We start from the raw sequence: 15,555 nt of genomic DNA on the forward strand, positions 1-15,555 counted from the left end.
TTATCCTATTTCTTTTAACATTAAATCTAGTCCTTCTCTAATGATCTGCTGATGTGGTTGCTTAGAAACACATATAAACTCAGTCAATGCAAAATCTTCAGGAGCTACTTCATACATCCCTAATTGTTCCATTGCATCTAGATCATTAACAGCACAGGCTTTTAAGATCTGCAATGGATAAATATCTAAAGGAAAAACAGTTTCATAATTACCTGTAACTACAAATGCTCTATGTTCACCATTTGTATTGGTATTTAAGTCATATTTTTTATTCGGGAACAACCAAGAAAAAGTCAAGGCTCTAGATGGAGAGATCTTATTAAAAATTGGCTTGTTCCAACCAAATAACTCATAATCATCTCCTTCAGGAATTACGGTTATCATATCGTGATAAAACCCTAAATTACCATCAGGTTTTACATTATCACCAGTAAGAACATTTCCGCTTATAACCCTAATATTATTATCTTTTACTCCAGAATCATAAATAACTGAAGAAACTTCAGCTCCAATTCTAGTTTTAAAATATTTAGGATTCTTTACAGAAGATCCAGCTAATGCTATAGTCCGTTCAGAATTAAACTTTCCAGTTAACAAAAGTTCTCCAATAATAACAAGATCTTGAGGATTTACTACCCACACAACTTCTCCCTTATTTATTGGGTCTACTTTTGCTATTTGCACTCCAACATTTCCTGCAGGATGAGGGCCACTTACATTATGTAAGGTAACATTATCCAATCCATTAAAAGGTGAATTTCCTTTCTTGCCTACAGATACATGAACATCTCCTTGCGTTAATTTACTTAACGCGGTTATTGCAGTCTGAAGCTCTTTTTCTTTACCACCTAATACATACTCCAGATCAGCAGCTAAAGGTGCTGTTGAGTATGCCGATACAAAAATTGCTTTTGGGGCAACGTCAGGATTTGCTATAACATCGTATGGACGTTGTTTGATAAAGGGCCAACAACCTGATGAAAGTAGGTGAGATTTAATCTCATCTCCACTCATTGACTTTACGTCCTTTGTTCCAAAGTCCGTAAATTGTTGTTCTTTATCTGCTAAAATCTTAAACGCTAATATTTTTCGTTTAGCACCGCGAATAATTTCCACAACTTCACCGCTTACTGGTGAAGGAAAAAGTATATTTTCATTAGATTTAGAGTGGAATAATGGTTCGCCGGCTTTAACTTCTGTACCCTGTTTGGCAATAACTTTTGGCACAATACCGTGAAAATCGTCAGGCTTAATTGCGTAAACATTACTTTTGGTAGCTTCTGCAGTAACTTTCTCTGCTTCGCCAACAAGCTTAATGTCCAAGCCCTTTCTGATACGAATGTCTTTTGACATATTTGTAGTCTATGTTAATTAACTAAAAAAATCGTGCAAATTTAATAATTAAAACACGTAAGTGAAAGCTAGCACTCTTATAAGATTTTATTTATAACGTTTCTAAATAGTGATTTTTAAGTGATAAATTTATCATCTCATATTTAGGCATACATTTTGTTTATCTTTACACAGCTAACAATTCATTTAATGTCACAAATACTTAAACACCTATTACTAATTTTAGGAATATTTAGTAGTTCATTATCCTTAATTACTGCTCAGCAAATTGCTGAAGAAGTAAACCCTCCGAATCATATAAAAACTATTCAATTATTCGGTAGTGAAGAATTTTCTGGAACACCAATCCTAAAACTTGGAGAACCACTTCATATTAGATTTGATGATATTAACGGTGATGAAGTAGATTACTATTACAAAATAACCCATTACAATTTTGACTGGACCCCTTCTGTTTTATACAAAAATGAATACTTAAATGGTTTTGATGATATTAGGATCGTAAACTATGAAAACTCATTTAACACACTACAGATGTACAGTAACTACACCTTAAGAATACCTAATGAAGATACAAAAGGTTTGAAGGTAAGTGGTAATTATATGATAGAAATTTATGATGAAGATGATGAAATTGTATTCTCACGAAAATTTATCGTATATGAAAGTACGACTAGCATAAAAGTATACACCAAGAGATCTAGAAATTTAAAATACATTGACACCAGGCAATCAGTACAATTCGAAATAAACTCACCTACTGAAATTTTAAAAAATCCAAAGCGAAATTTAAAAACATTGGTAATTCAAAACAACGATCTTAAAAATGCAATTACCGATCTCGTTCCTCAATTCACAATTGCAAATAGCCTGGTATATAAATATGACGTAGAATCCAGCTTTTGGGGAGGCAATGAATATCTTTTCTTTGACAGTAAAGAAGTGAGATCCACAACCGCTAACATAAGAAGTATTGATCTTCAAAACATATATCATAATTATCTTTATACAGATATCGTTAGAGCTAACAGGATATACACCTATTACCCAGATATCAATGGTAGTTTTGTTGTAAGAAATTTAAGAGCTGAAAACAGTAATACAGAAGCTGATTACGTCTGGATGCATTTCTCTCTAGAGTGCTACGAACCTCTTAACGGTGGTGAAATTCATTTGTACGGAAATTTCAACAACTACACTACGGATGCATCAACTCGATTAACATATGACAAAGAGAATGGAGTTTACACTGGGAAAAAACTATTCAAGCAGGGGTTCAATAACTACAAATATGTCCTTGTAAAACAAGACGGCACTATTGACCCAGGTTTTATAAGTGGTAATTTTGACGAAACTGAAAATGAATATATGATCATCCCCTATTACAGAGCTCCCGGCGCAAGATATGATAGAGCAATAGGCAAAGGCATCGGTAATTCTAGAAATATTACAAACTAAAAAAAGACAAAATCCAAGATTCATCTTTTTTAATTCGATTCATTGATATCTTTATATGATTATTATTAATTCTATAAAACAAACACCTTTCTTAATTACACTTACCACAACTAATAATGCACTCTAATTGTCAGTTACTTATTCATTTACAATCACTTCTACCATTAGTGTTTCTTACACTAATCAACAATAATTCCACTCTGTTTTAAAGACTTTTAAAATTTTTATGTTTTGTAACGAAATACTATTACTTTAGTCTCATTACGTAAACCATTAGCTATAAATGAAAGAAAAGGGGAGATTTCTTAAAAAATATAGAGGAAACGAATGCCTAAACTGTGGCGTACCTCTAGATATCATTGATCGTTACTGTCATAACTGCGGTCAGATTAACACTACCAAAAAACTCTCTTTTAAAGATTTTTTTAATGAGTTTTTTGCCAGTATTTTTTCCTATGATTCTAGACTAAGACATACAATTATTGGCTTACTATTTCGACCAGGAATGATCTCTAAAGATTATATAGAAGGAAGAAGAATTAAGTACGCTAACCCATTTAGATTTTACCTCAGTGTTTCGATATTGTTCTTTATTGTAAGTGGCTTATTCATAGATTTTGATACTATTATTGATCAAAAGAATGATCAAAATAACGAACTACTAAGAGTAGATTTACCAAACCAAAAAAAGAAAAACACTGTAGAAATTAATGATTCTATACCAGAATCAGATAATAATGAAGATGATGACTATGTTTATTTTAGTGAGAAACAACTAGACACCATGAATATGTTTACCGCAGTAAACAAACGCTGGAAAACATATAAATCGCATTACAAAAAAACCGACCAATTATCAGCCAGCACAGCTTTGGACAGCTTAAAACATGCCAAAAATGGATATACCAAATATCTATACAGAAGAAGTATAAGAACAAAAAATCTTAACGAAAATCCAATGGAGCTTCTTAAGTTTGTTTTTAACAAATTACCATTTATAATATTTTTCTTTCTTCCATTTTTTGCCTTAACCATATGGATTATATACATAAGAAGACCTTTTAACTACATGGAACATCTCGTGTTCATTTTTCATACACAAACCATGTTTTTTATCCTTATGGGAATCGCAATCTTGTTTGATCAAATCACCAAAAGCGAGGTAGCGTCCAGCATTGCAATGTTCATTTTTCTATTTTACCTTTACAAAGCAATGCGTAATTTTTATCAACAAAGAAGAGCTAAAACTATTGTTAAATTTCTGTTAGTGAACATATTATTTTTTATCTTAGCAAGTGTAGGATCTTTAATCACGATCATAGGGTCAATGTTTATTTTTTAATATGGTTGAACAAGTAACCAGAGGTATAAAAATTTCGGTGGACACCACCTTTGAGGGCACGTTCTTTAAGAACTACAAGATCCACTTTGCCTTTGGATATCGTATCACTATAGAAAATCAAAGCAAAGATTCAGTACAACTCACCTCTCGCTTTTGGGAAATAAAGGATGCATTAAGTAACACTGAAATTGTAGAAGGTGAAGGTGTAATCGGAAAAAAACCGGTTTTAAAACCAGGAGAATCCCACACATACAATAGCGGATGTCTTTTAAGCTCTCCATTTGGCGCAATGAAAGGACATTACAACATGGTTAACTTTACTTCTACAAGAAAATTTAAAGTAATCATTCCAAGTTTTAAACTCAGCGCTCCTTTTGCACTGAATTAAGCCGTTTAACAAGATCAAACCTTACAACCTTTCCTTCCTGCTCTATATGACAATATTTACAATGAGAATCAAATACAAACCTATATTCTAATTGATAATTAAATGTAGATTGAGCTCTAAATACCCCTCTAAAATCTTCTTCCCCATAATCAGTATATCTTCTGATTTCAAATAATGATGCTTCTGACGATTCTCTTACAGTAAAATATGCACCGCTACCAATTCCAGAAAGAAAAGAAGCCTGCATTAAAAAAGCGGGTAACTTACTTTTCTCTTTTTGCACAAAATTTGGTGCCTTTTTATCAAAGTAATTGGTGAGATTTTCTACAAAAACAGAATTTGGATATTCAATCAAATTACCATCTTCCACTTGATAAATTTTATTTTCCATAGACCCCTTCTCCACATTCCCCAAAGGACTTGGAGTAAACAATTTATTCCTTAACAAAGGTGTTCGTATCCTGGAATTATCTGTACTTTGTAGAATAGTATCTGTAACTATTCTAGAACAATTACTACCTTCTTTCCTAAAGGTTGAATATGGAATACTTCCTTTATTCTGGATCTCTAAAACGTATTCTTTAGCTTTATCATAATATATATAATCACATACAGAAGCTACTAATCTTCCACTTCCGTGCGTTTTCTCGGGATGCGCTTCTAACCACAAAAGAAACTGATCAACATTAAACAACTTACCATCTTGTGTAAAAGTAGCCTTAAAAGGTATTTCCAGTTCCACATCAGTCTCTGCACTTCTTACCCTTCCTTTACCTGGTGGTGTTATATATCTACCAAAATCATAATATTCCGCAACACCCGTTTCATTCTCAATTAGAACAAAAGCAGCGTGTCCAGCTTTAATGACTCCTCCTTTACCCAACCCAAAGAATTGTAGCAAACTAGTAGATTTCTTTTCTTCGTCAGAAAAACGAACAAAAGTATCTGGAAAAGCTAGGGAAATTATTTTGCCCGTGTAATTCATCACACGTTTAAAATTTTAATGTTATTATACTTATTTTCAAAATGTAAAACCGCACTAATCTTCAATTAAGCTGTGATAGCTTCAAAAGTGACTACGTTTACCTCGGACTTCTGAAGATCTTCATATCGCATAGTAAGTTCTTCCTCACTATTTTTAACAATTTGAGTGATACTTCTAGTCTTCAAAAAACCTCTGTCAATCTGAAGATCCACATCCTTATCTCCAATACCCGCATTTTTATGAAAATCCAAGAGAGTATCTGATGTTAATTGATTTTCTTGTTCAAAAACCTGAAACCAATCTTTTCTCTTATTTTTCATTTCTGCAGAATATAATGTAGAGGAAGACCAAATATGAGTTTCTTTATCTAAAGTTTTAAAATGCTTTTGTTTCCCATCCCAAACTAACTCAAAAAACTCTAACTCTGATTGCCAATTTGCTGCAACTATAGTAAAAGGTTCAATACCCTTATAATCATACCCTAAAATTGCATCTTGCAAATTATTTGCTCCCAATAAATCTTTCACTACTACACCTCTACTCTGTCGGTAAGACGTTAATCTTTCATGAATTTCAAAACCTCCGTTAAGAAGACAAATCATGGTATTCTTATCACTAAGTCCAATCCAAGTTCCTCCTGCTACAGCATCTTTTGGAAACAGCATTCTAGTCTTATCAACTTGATAAAATTCAGGAACCAATGTTTTTCTGTTTACTGCCTCATCACGATTAGAGGTTAATATAAAACCATTTTCTTGGGTGGGGATCAACGTTACTGTACACATAGATTTCTGGGTCGGATAAATTTTGCACAACTTACAAAAAAAAATACACACTATACATGTTTATAAAAGGTTAAAATAAACATTACCCTACATAATTTCCTATCTTTGCCTCTTGAAGTATTCTAACACATCTTACAAATTAAATTAAAATACACACAACTATGGGAAAAGGTTTTTTTCAAGTTCCAACAGCAATAAATGAGCCTGTAAAGTCATATGCTCCAGGGACTCCCGAGAGAGAAGAAGTTCTGGCAACATATAAATCAATGTACAATTCATCCGTTGATGTTCCATTATATATAAATGGAGAAGAAATCAGAACTGGTGACACAGGAACAATGTCACCTCCGCACGACCATAAACATTCATTAGGAACGTACCACAAAGCCGAACAACAACATATTCAAAAAGCTATAGACACTGCACTGGAAGCTCGTGAAAAATGGGCAAACCTAGCCTGGGAACAACGTGCAGCTATATTCTTAAGAGCTGCTGAATTAATTGCTGGTCCATATAGAGCAAAGATTAATGCTGCAACTATGTTAGCACAATCTAAGAATATTTTTCAAGCTGAAATTGATGCAGCTTGTGAGTTCATTGATTTCTTACGTTTTAACGTAGAATTCATGACTCAAATCTACGAAGATCAACCTGATTCTACTTCTGGTGCATGGAATAGACTAGAATACAGGCCATTAGAAGGTTTTGTTTATGCTATCACTCCATTTAATTTTACTGCAATTGCAGGAAACTTACCAGCAAGTGCTGCACTTATGGGTAACACAGTAGTCTGGAAACCTAGTGATAGTCAAATCTATTCTGCTAAGGTAATTGTAGATATTTTTAAAGAAGCGGGAGTTCCTGACGGAGTAATAAATGTCGTTTATGGAGACCCAGTAATGATTACCGATACTGTACTTGCTAGCCCTGATTTTGCCGGAATTCATTTTACAGGAAGCACACATGTATTTAAGGATATATGGGCAAAAATAGGAACAAACATTCACAACTATAAAACCTATCCAAGAATAGTAGGAGAAACAGGTGGAAAAGATTTTATTGTTGCACACCCAAGTGCAAACGCAAAGCAAGTAGCTACAGGGATTGCTCGTGGAGCTTTTGAATTCCAAGGACAAAAATGTAGTGCTGCATCCAGAGCTTACATTCCTAAAAGCTTATGGGCAGATGTAGAAAAATTCTTAAAAGCTGATATTAAATCTTTCAAAATGGGATCACCTGAGGATATGGGTAATTTTATTACAGCAGTAATCCATGAAGGCTCTTTTGACAAGCTTGCAAAGTTTATTGATCAAGCTAAAGAAGATGATGGAGCTACAATTATTGCAGGTGGAGGATATGACAAATCCGAAGGATATTTTATCGAACCAACGGTTATTCTTGCAGAAGACCCTAAATACACTACAATGTGTACAGAACTTTTCGGACCCGTTATCACTATATATGTTTATGATGATAATAAGTGGGAAGAAACATTAACTTTAGTAGACCAAACTAGTGAATATGCATTAACCGGGGCAATCTTTTCTACGGACAGATATGCTGCTGCCGAGGCCACAAAAGCATTACAAAATGCTGCTGGTAATTTTTACATAAACGACAAACCAACTGGTGCAGTCGTAGGACAACAACCATTTGGTGGTGCTAGAGCATCTGGAACTAATGATAAAGCAGGATCTTACCTCAACTTATTACGTTGGGTATCTCCTCGTACAATTAAAGAAACTTTTGTTACTCCTGCAGATTATAGATATCCTTTCTTAGGAGAATAATCTCTAGTGAAGTACTTAACAAATAAACCGTATATCATTTTTTGGAGTTTAATTCCAATTTTACTGATATACGGTTTTTCTTTTGGAAAAGACACTCTTGATATTAATATTCATGACACCTACTACCCTATATCCATAGTTTATATTTTCCAGTTTTTCTCTATCCTATTATTTGGACATGGCTTACTATATCTTATTTTTTTGCAAATTAAAAAAGAAGCATATTCCCGGACTTACTTACATTCACATAATTGGAACAATTTCATGTATACTCATTTTCATGTTAGCTCTTTCTGTTCCTAGAACTATTTGGTTTTATCGAATAATTTCAGATAACCAAAACATTTGGAAAACAAATGAAAACCTACTCATAGTTCAATCAATTATCTTTTTCATTCTACTAATTATACAACCTATACCTATACTCAATCTAATTATTAGTGTTTCCAGAAAATCATGTAAAAATTGAACTTCTTTTTCTGAAGCTCTAAATTAGCAACTAAAACAATGAATATTATGATCACACGAACAGCAACATTAGAAGATCTTCCGATACTATTAGATTTTGAACAAGGAATTATCGATGCAGAACGCCCAATGGATATTACACTTAAAACAAAAGAGAAAATAAGCTATTACGATCTTAGCGACTATATAAAATCTGATCATACTGAAGTAGTTATTGCTGAGGTTGGTGGAGAAATAGTTGGTAGTGGTTACGGGCAAATCCGAGATCGAAAAGATTACTTCAAACAAGATCGTATGGGGTATATTGGTTTTATGTTTGTAAAAGATGAATTTCGTGGACAAGGAATCAGTCAAAAAATAATTCGATTTATATCGGATTGGTTCACTTCCCAAAACATCACGGAAATACAACTAGATGTTTATGACCAAAACCCCTCTGCAATCAAAGCATATGAAAAAGCAGGTTTTGAGAAGTATCTTGTGCGTATGAGGATGAATGTAAAGAACACATAACTACAAAAGAATACTAAGTTCATATATTTTTGTTTCCGAATTAATTTACGTTTCTTGTCTGTGATAGTACAACACGCAGCTCTATGAACCAAAAAAAAATTCCATGGTATTTTCTTTTATTACTCATTTTAGCTGGCGAATCGGTCTTTATTCTTCCTTTTGTTCTAGCTCGTGTATTTAGACCAACGGTATTAAATACATTTGGCTTAGACAACATTCAATTAGGATTATGTTTTTCTACCTATGGTTTTGTTGCTTTTCTATCCTATTTATTTGGAGGGCCAATAGCTGATAAATTTCCTCCCAGAAAATTAATAGCAGTAGCACTATGGATGACTGCTCTAGGAGGGTTACTTTATGCCTCCTTCCCTAGTTACACTGTATTAAAAATATTATATGGATATTGGGGATTCACTACTATTTTTTTATTCTGGGCTCCAATGATAAAAGCCACAAGAGTATGGGGCGGAGCTGCATCCCAAGGCAAAGCTTTTGGATTTTTAGATGGAGGAAGAGGGCTCGTCGGAGCTTTATTTGGTGCAATGGGTGTTTATATTTTTTCATTATTTATTACTTCTGAAATATCTGAAATCACTATTTCTGAAAGTAGAGCAGCCTTTAAACAAGTAATTCTAGTATCATCTGGTATAGTAACACTTGTAGGGGTCCTTGTCTGGTTTTTCATGAGACTAGACAAAAAAACAGAAAAGGAAATTATCATAGAAAAAATAACTTTTTCGCAAATAGCAGAAGTATTACGTTTGCCTTCTGTATGGTTATTAATGATCATAATTCTATGCGCATACGTTGCCTATAAAATCACAGATGTATTTTCTTTATTTGCCCAAGATGTAATGTTATATGATCAAGTAGCATCTGCACAAGTAGGAACTTTCTTATTATTTATACGTCCGGTTATCGGAGTTATAATTGGAATATTAGCAGATCGTTCCAAAATAACTTTTTGGCTGGTTATTAGTTTTATTATTTCATTTTTTGGAGCATTATTATTTGCTCTTGGTATTATTTCTGATTCATCAACTTTATTATTCTTTCTCTCAATATTAATTGTAGCCACAGGAGTATATGCGGCACGCTCCCTGTATTTTGCCGTCATGCAAAAAGGTCAAATCCCCTTAATACTCACAGGAACTGCTGTTGGACTTATCTCCTTAGTAGGCTACACTCCAGATATATTTGCAGGACCTGCAATAGGATACTTATTAGAAAAATCTCCTGGTGTAACAGGTCATCAACATGTATTTTGGATGCTAGCCTTATTTTCTCTTATAGGCTCTATAACATCCTTATACTACTATAAATTATACAAAAAGAAAATAACTTAAAACAGAAGCTCTTAAGCATTGTAAATTATGTAAAATCAACTACACTTTATATTTGATAGGAAGATGTACTACTTTTTTTGTTTCAAAAAAATCTTCTTTAAAATAATCCTGTAAATTATATTGTGTTGCCCTAGTAAATAAGGCTAATTCATCTGTTAGATCCCCTCCTTTTAGATACAAAATACCATTGGATAACTCATGGATTGATTTTTTAGCAACATTCTTCCGAACCCATTTCACAAAATCTGGCATATTAGTAACTGCTCTACTCACAATAAAATCAAAACGACCTTCAAAAGTTCCTGCTCTTCGCTGTTCCGCTTTTACGTTCGTTAAGCCTAGGGCACTCGCAACTTCATTTACAACACGTATTTTCTTAGCTATTACATCCACCAAATAAAATTCGGTTTCAGGAAACATTATCGCTAATGGTATTCCAGGAAATCCGCCACCGGTTCCAACATCCAACACTCTTGAGCCTTCTTTAAACTCCTGAATTTTAGCAATTCCCAAAGAATGTAGCACATGTCTTTCATATAAAAGATCAATATCCTTTCTGGAAATCACATTAATTTTAGCATTCCAATCTTTATACAACTCACCAAGTTTCGTGAACTTTTGTATTTGATCTTCTGTTAAATCCGGGAAATATGTAAGTAGAATATCCATGCAGCAAATTTTAGACAGCAAAAATACATGTTAACTTGATATATTTTACTACTTTTTAAGAAGTTAAAAAAATATAAATACCTAACTTTACCGAATAATTTATGACTAATAACGTTTAGTTATAAACCCAAAAACCCATGACTACACCTAATGTAAGATTTAGCAGAGCGGATTCCGCAAAATTTTTCAGAACACTGAATAAACGTGTAAATGAATATTTCAAAGAAAATAATATCAAGCGCACAGGTAACTGGAAATTGCACCTGAAAACTATTATAATGTTTTCTCTTTTCTTAACACCGTATTTTTTAATTCTTACACTGGACATTTCTCAATGGTGGATGCTATTATTAACCATCATTATGGGAGTCGGCATGGCTGGGGTAGGAATGAATGTGATGCATGATGGAAATCATGGTTCTTATTCTTCTAAAAAATGGATCAATAAATTAATGGGGAGCAGCCTCTATATTTTAGCTGGAAATGTGTATAATTGGCAAGTACAACATAATGTTTTACACCATACCTACACAAATATTCACGGTCACGATGAGGATATGGATGCTGGAAGAATTATTCGTTTTACTAAACATGCGGAATGGAAAAGGTTTCATAAATTCCAACATTACTATTCTGTATTCCTATACGGTTTATTAACTTTTAATTGGGCTATAACCACTGATTTTAAGCAAACTAGAAATTATTTAAAGCGTAAGCTTTCTTATGGAAAATTACCAAGTCACTTAAAACAATGGAGTACAATTGTAGTCACCAAGATTATTTATGTGATGATCTGGATTGTAATCCCTATGTTAATTATGTCTATAGCGTGGTGGAAAATTTTAATAGGATTTTTCGTGATGCACTATGTAGCGGGTCTTATTTTAAGTATCGTATTTCAATTGGCACATATGGTAGAAGAAGCCCAAATGCCGTTGCCTGATACGACAGGTACTATGAAAAACACGTGGGCAATTCACCAGCTATTTACTACTGTGAATTTTTCAACAAAAAACAGAGTAATCAACTGGTTTACCGGAGGATTAAATCATCAAGTGGAACACCACATTTTTCCACATATTAGCCATATTCATTATACCAAAATTTCTAAAATTGTAAAGCAAACTGCACAAGAATTTAATTTACCATATAATGAATATAAAACCACTCGCAAGGCGATTATAGCTCATTTCAAACATTTAAAAGAAATGGGTATCAAACCCGCAATGCAGTCATAACTTTTATTTACCAATTACCAAAATGAGCACACAAGTATCGGAAATGAGCATTCAATTATCAGACAAAATCAACAAGCTTAAAGCCTCTGCGACATTAGCAATGGCTGCCAAAGCAAGAGAATTAAGAGCGGAAGGAAAAGACATTATCGGTTTAAGCCTGGGAGAACCAGACTTTAACACTCCTGATTTTATTAAAGACGCTGCAATCAAAGCAGTTAATGACAATTATAATTCTTATACTCCAGTAGACGGATATGTAGAATTAAAAGATGCTATCATAACAAAGTTCAAAAGAGATAATAACTTGAACTATGATCGTTCGCAAATTGTGGTATCTACAGGTGCAAAACAGTCTTTATACAATGTAGCTCAAGTATACCTAAACCCCGGGGATGAAGTAATACTACCTTGCCCTTATTGGGTAAGTTATAGCGATATTATAAAACTAGCTGAAGGTGTTCCTGTAGAGGTCAAAACTTCTATAGAGAATGATTTCAAGATGACCGCTGATCAACTAGAGAAAGCTATTACTCCAAAAACCAAAATGATTTGGTATAGCTCTCCTTGCAATCCAAGTGGCTCTATATATAGTAAAGATGAATTAAGAGCGCTCGCAGATGTCTTACAGAAATATCCAGATATTATTGTTGTTAGTGATGAGATCTATGAACATATCAACTATGTTGGAGACCACGCTTCTATGGCACAATTTGAAGACATGTATGAAAGAACTGTAACTGTAAATGGCGTTGCTAAGGCTTTTGCTATGACAGGATGGAGAATAGGATATATAGGAGCTCCGAATGCTATCGCCAGAGCTTGTAACAAAATGCAAGGGCAAGTAACTAGTGGTGCTAATTGTATTGCTCAGAGAGCAGTAATTACTGCTTTAGAAGCACCAGTTAGTAAGATCCAATATATGGTTGATGAATTTAAAAATCGTAGAAAACTGATCTTAGATTTATTAGCGGATATCCCTGGATTTGAATGTAACGAACCAGAAGGTGCGTTCTACGTGTTCCCAGATATTTCATATTACTTCGGAAAAACTATTAATGGAAATACCATAGAAAATGCTTCTGATTTCTCTATGTTCTTGTTAGAACAAGCAAATGTTGCTACGGTAACAGGAGATGCCTTCGGAAATGGGAATTGCATTAGAATTTCATACGCCGCAAGCACAGAACAAATCAAAGAAGCTGTTAACAGAATAAAAAAAGCAGTAAGCTAATTTAGCAATACCGCATAAGTTTTACTAAAAAGCCGATGATTCAATAAAAATCATCGGCTTTTTATTTTTCTAAAAATAAATTTATGTTTTTCGAGTTATTATGTTGCTATATTAAATGTTTTGGGGAAAACAATTAAGAAGAGATAATTGTAGTTTGAACATAAATAACAATCTTAAAACCTACTTTTGTATTTATGGACATTCTTGAAAAAGAACGTATTGTTCAAAAAAATGTGCTTGAAATTTTTAAAGAAAATTTCAATAGCCCTTATTCCGAAGATGAAATTTTAAACTACACACCTTCCGATGTAGAAAACACCACGCCGTATTACGAATCTATTCTTGATATATTTTTTATCGAACCAGAATATCTACAAAGCGTAAAAGGGTGTGTAAAGGATACTATTAAAAAAGTTGCCGAACTCTGGCATATTAACCCATACGCTTTTGGACCTTGGGAAGAATCTTATTAGTAGTTATTTAATTATTCTATTATCTGTTACGCCAGAAGAAAGGAGTAAGCAAAATCAGGACTGTAAATAGCTCTAATCTTCCTATAAGCATTAGAAAAGAACACCACCATTTACCAAAGGCAGGTAACACATCAAAATTGTTTACAGGACTAAGTTTACCTAATGCAGGACCAACGTTTCCAAGAGACGATGCTGCTCCACCTATAGCCGTTTCAAAATCTAACCCTAACATTCCTAAAACTAAGGAACCTATTATAAAGGACAACATATATAATATAAAAAACGCTAATACATTAAACACAATCTCTTTAGAAACTGCTCTTTGATTATAACGTACTGGTAATACAGCTCTAGGATGCAATGTTCGTTTAAATTCCAAAATACCATTACGAATCGTAATAAGATGTCTTACTATTTTCATTCCACCTGCTGTAGATCCTGCGGAACCTCCTAAAAACATTAATCCAAAGAATACTATTTTAAGAAAAGGCGTCCAAACTGTAAAATCCGCAGAAACAAATCCCGTAGTCGTTATCACCGCTAATACCTGAAACAAAGAATGCCTAAAAGCGCTTTCTGCTTCTCCAAAAACCATGGGATGATCTATAACTGAATTCGCTGGATCTGCCTTTAAATAAATAATTAACGCAGCAACGGCTGTAAAAGCCACTATAGAGATTCCATACCATTTAAACTCCTCATCCTTAAGGAATTTCCCAAACTTACCTTTAAAACCAAAATAACTCAGAATAAAATTCATCCCAGCAAGGAACATAAATAGAATAATGATATACTGTATTAAGGGTTGATCATTCCAGTAAGCAACACTTGCATTTTTTGTCGAGAATCCTCCTGTAGATAATGTACTAAGGGCATGATTTATCGCATCAAAGAAATCCATTCCAGCAAGCTTCAACAAAATGGTTTCCGCAGCTGTATATCCGAAGTATATAAGCCATAATCTTTTTGCCGTATCTGTGATCCTTGGGTGTAACTTATCTGCACTTGGCCCTGGAGCTTCTGCAGCAAACAACTGCATCCCACCAATCCCCAACAATGGAAGAATAGCAACAGCTAGAACGATAATTCCCATTCCACCAATCCAATGTGTAAGACTACGCCAAAAAAGAACACCTTTTGGCACTATTTCTATTTCATTAAGAATAGATGCACCTGTGGTTGTATAACCAGACATTGTCTCAAAAAAAGCATTCGTAAATGACGGAATTGCTTCTGAAAAGATATAAGGCAGAGTACCACTTAGGGACATAAATATCCAACCAAACGTAACAACTATATACCCTTCTCTTTTATTAATTGACTTTTGATGCTCTCTAGTAAGAAACATTAAAATTATACCCACAAACATGGTCGACAATGCTGCTAACATTATTTGCATCGTAACACCATCTTTGTAAATAAAACTAATAATGGTTGCTATAAGCATAAATCCCCCATTACAGAGCAATAGAAGCCCCATAATATGAGTAATAATTTTAAAGTTTAATTTGGACAT

The 15,555-nt window shown here is 33.7% G+C and carries 14 protein-coding genes; 9 read left to right on the plus strand and 5 right to left on the minus strand.

Translation table 11 applies throughout. From position 1 onward, the window contains the following. Nucleotides 1–1,353, minus strand: coding sequence for a Na(+)-translocating NADH-quinone reductase subunit A (locus tag BMY33_RS07730; protein ID WP_091407281.1), 1,353 nt, complete (start codon nucleotides 1,351–1,353; stop codon nucleotides 1–3). Nucleotides 1,354–1,542: 189 nt separating this feature from the next. Here BMY33_RS07730 and BMY33_RS07735 point away from each other — a divergent pair, with 189 nt between their 5' ends. The 3 genes from BMY33_RS07735 to apaG all read left to right on the plus strand — a co-directional run bounded on the left by BMY33_RS07735 (nucleotide 1,543) and on the right by apaG (nucleotide 4,541). Beyond that, on the plus strand, nucleotides 1,543–2,811 hold the full coding sequence (locus BMY33_RS07735; protein ID WP_091407283.1) for a type IX secretion system plug protein: 1,269 nt from the start codon (nucleotides 1,543–1,545) through the stop codon (nucleotides 2,809–2,811). Between the two features lie 283 nt (nucleotides 2,812–3,094). Next, nucleotides 3,095–4,153: a DUF3667 domain-containing protein gene (locus tag BMY33_RS07740; protein WP_091407284.1), complete on the plus strand. Its 1,059-nt coding sequence runs from the start codon at nucleotides 3,095–3,097 to the stop codon at nucleotides 4,151–4,153. A gap of 1 nt (nucleotide 4,154) precedes the next feature. Beyond that, nucleotides 4,155–4,541, plus strand: a complete 387-nt coding sequence (gene apaG / locus BMY33_RS07745; RefSeq protein WP_091407286.1) for a Co2+/Mg2+ efflux protein ApaG — start codon at nucleotides 4,155–4,157, stop codon at nucleotides 4,539–4,541. On the opposite strand, the gene BMY33_RS07750 is transcribed toward apaG, so the two are convergent. Together BMY33_RS07750 and BMY33_RS07755 are read right to left on the minus strand one after the other, a co-directional pair. Further along, nucleotides 4,516–5,526, minus strand: coding sequence for a DUF6695 family protein (locus BMY33_RS07750; RefSeq protein WP_091407287.1), 1,011 nt, complete (start codon nucleotides 5,524–5,526; stop codon nucleotides 4,516–4,518). The genes apaG and BMY33_RS07750 overlap by 26 nt on opposite strands. Nucleotides 5,527–5,591: 65 nt before the next feature. Next, nucleotides 5,592–6,311, minus strand: a complete 720-nt coding sequence (locus BMY33_RS07755) for an NRDE family protein (RefSeq protein WP_091407289.1) — start codon at nucleotides 6,309–6,311, stop codon at nucleotides 5,592–5,594. 161 nt (nucleotides 6,312–6,472) lie between these two features. Here BMY33_RS07755 and pruA point away from each other — a divergent pair, with 161 nt between their 5' ends. From pruA to BMY33_RS07770, 3 genes are all read left to right on the plus strand, one after another. Further along, a complete protein-coding gene (pruA, locus tag BMY33_RS07760; protein ID WP_091407290.1) occupies nucleotides 6,473–8,101 on the plus strand; it encodes an L-glutamate gamma-semialdehyde dehydrogenase in 1,629 nt (542 codons plus the stop codon). Nucleotides 8,102–8,617: 516 nt separating this feature from the next. Continuing rightward, complete coding sequence (locus tag BMY33_RS07765; protein WP_244542996.1) at nucleotides 8,618–9,082, plus strand: GNAT family N-acetyltransferase; 465 nt, start codon at nucleotides 8,618–8,620, stop codon at nucleotides 9,080–9,082. 83 nt (nucleotides 9,083–9,165) lie between these two features. Continuing rightward, complete coding sequence (locus BMY33_RS07770; RefSeq protein WP_091407294.1) at nucleotides 9,166–10,428, plus strand: MFS transporter; 1,263 nt, start codon at nucleotides 9,166–9,168, stop codon at nucleotides 10,426–10,428. 39 nt (nucleotides 10,429–10,467) lie between these two features. Here BMY33_RS07770 and rsmG read toward each other — a convergent pair whose 3' ends face one another. Next, a complete protein-coding gene (gene rsmG, locus BMY33_RS07775) occupies nucleotides 10,468–11,097 on the minus strand; it encodes a 16S rRNA (guanine(527)-N(7))-methyltransferase RsmG (RefSeq protein ID WP_091407296.1) in 630 nt (209 codons plus the stop codon). A gap of 137 nt (nucleotides 11,098–11,234) precedes the next feature. Between rsmG and BMY33_RS07780 the strand changes: the two genes are divergently transcribed. The 3 genes from BMY33_RS07780 (at nucleotide 11,235) to BMY33_RS07790 (ending at nucleotide 14,039) form a co-directional block, all read left to right on the plus strand. Beyond that, a complete protein-coding gene (locus BMY33_RS07780; protein WP_091407297.1) occupies nucleotides 11,235–12,335 on the plus strand; it encodes a fatty acid desaturase family protein in 1,101 nt (366 codons plus the stop codon). Nucleotides 12,336–12,378: 43 nt separating this feature from the next. Further along, nucleotides 12,379–13,566 (plus strand): pyridoxal phosphate-dependent aminotransferase, encoded by a 1,188-nt coding sequence (locus tag BMY33_RS07785; protein ID WP_091407299.1) that lies wholly within the window; start codon nucleotides 12,379–12,381, stop codon nucleotides 13,564–13,566. A 194-nt stretch (nucleotides 13,567–13,760) separates the two neighbouring features. Further along, on the plus strand, nucleotides 13,761–14,039 hold the full coding sequence (locus tag BMY33_RS07790; RefSeq protein ID WP_091407300.1) for a hypothetical protein: 279 nt from the start codon (nucleotides 13,761–13,763) through the stop codon (nucleotides 14,037–14,039). Nucleotides 14,040–14,058: 19 nt separating this feature from the next. Here BMY33_RS07790 and BMY33_RS07795 read toward each other — a convergent pair whose 3' ends face one another. Continuing rightward, complete coding sequence (locus BMY33_RS07795) at nucleotides 14,059–15,555, minus strand: TrkH family potassium uptake protein (RefSeq protein ID WP_091407302.1); 1,497 nt, start codon at nucleotides 15,553–15,555, stop codon at nucleotides 14,059–14,061.

Source organism: Aquimarina amphilecti (genome assembly GCF_900109375.1).
GTDB lineage: Bacteria > Bacteroidota > Bacteroidia > Flavobacteriales > Flavobacteriaceae > Aquimarina > Aquimarina amphilecti.

Coding starts and splice junctions, on each gene's coding strand:
- BMY33_RS07755 (WP_091407289.1), bottom strand. CDS start 6,311: ATGTGTACAGTAACGTTGATCCCCACCCAAGAAAATGGTTTTATATTA.
- BMY33_RS07735 (WP_091407283.1), top strand. CDS start 1,543: ATGTCACAAATACTTAAACACCTATTACTAATTTTAGGAATATTTAGT.
- BMY33_RS07750 (WP_091407287.1), bottom strand. CDS start 5,526: ATGAATTACACGGGCAAAATAATTTCCCTAGCTTTTCCAGATACTTTT.
- BMY33_RS07795 (WP_091407302.1), bottom strand. CDS start 15,555: ATGTCCAAATTAAACTTTAAAATTATTACTCATATTATGGGGCTTCTA.
- BMY33_RS07765 (WP_244542996.1), top strand. CDS start 8,618: ATGATCACACGAACAGCAACATTAGAAGATCTTCCGATACTATTAGAT.
- BMY33_RS07770 (WP_091407294.1), top strand. CDS start 9,166: ATGAACCAAAAAAAAATTCCATGGTATTTTCTTTTATTACTCATTTTA.
- BMY33_RS07785 (WP_091407299.1), top strand. CDS start 12,379: ATGAGCATTCAATTATCAGACAAAATCAACAAGCTTAAAGCCTCTGCG.
- BMY33_RS07780 (WP_091407297.1), top strand. CDS start 11,235: ATGACTACACCTAATGTAAGATTTAGCAGAGCGGATTCCGCAAAATTT.
- BMY33_RS07790 (WP_091407300.1), top strand. CDS start 13,761: ATGGACATTCTTGAAAAAGAACGTATTGTTCAAAAAAATGTGCTTGAA.
- apaG (WP_091407286.1), top strand. CDS start 4,155: ATGGTTGAACAAGTAACCAGAGGTATAAAAATTTCGGTGGACACCACC.
- BMY33_RS07740 (WP_091407284.1), top strand. CDS start 3,095: ATGAAAGAAAAGGGGAGATTTCTTAAAAAATATAGAGGAAACGAATGC.
- pruA (WP_091407290.1), top strand. CDS start 6,473: ATGGGAAAAGGTTTTTTTCAAGTTCCAACAGCAATAAATGAGCCTGTA.
- BMY33_RS07730 (WP_091407281.1), bottom strand. CDS start 1,353: ATGTCAAAAGACATTCGTATCAGAAAGGGCTTGGACATTAAGCTTGTT.
- rsmG (WP_091407296.1), bottom strand. CDS start 11,097: ATGGATATTCTACTTACATATTTCCCGGATTTAACAGAAGATCAAATA.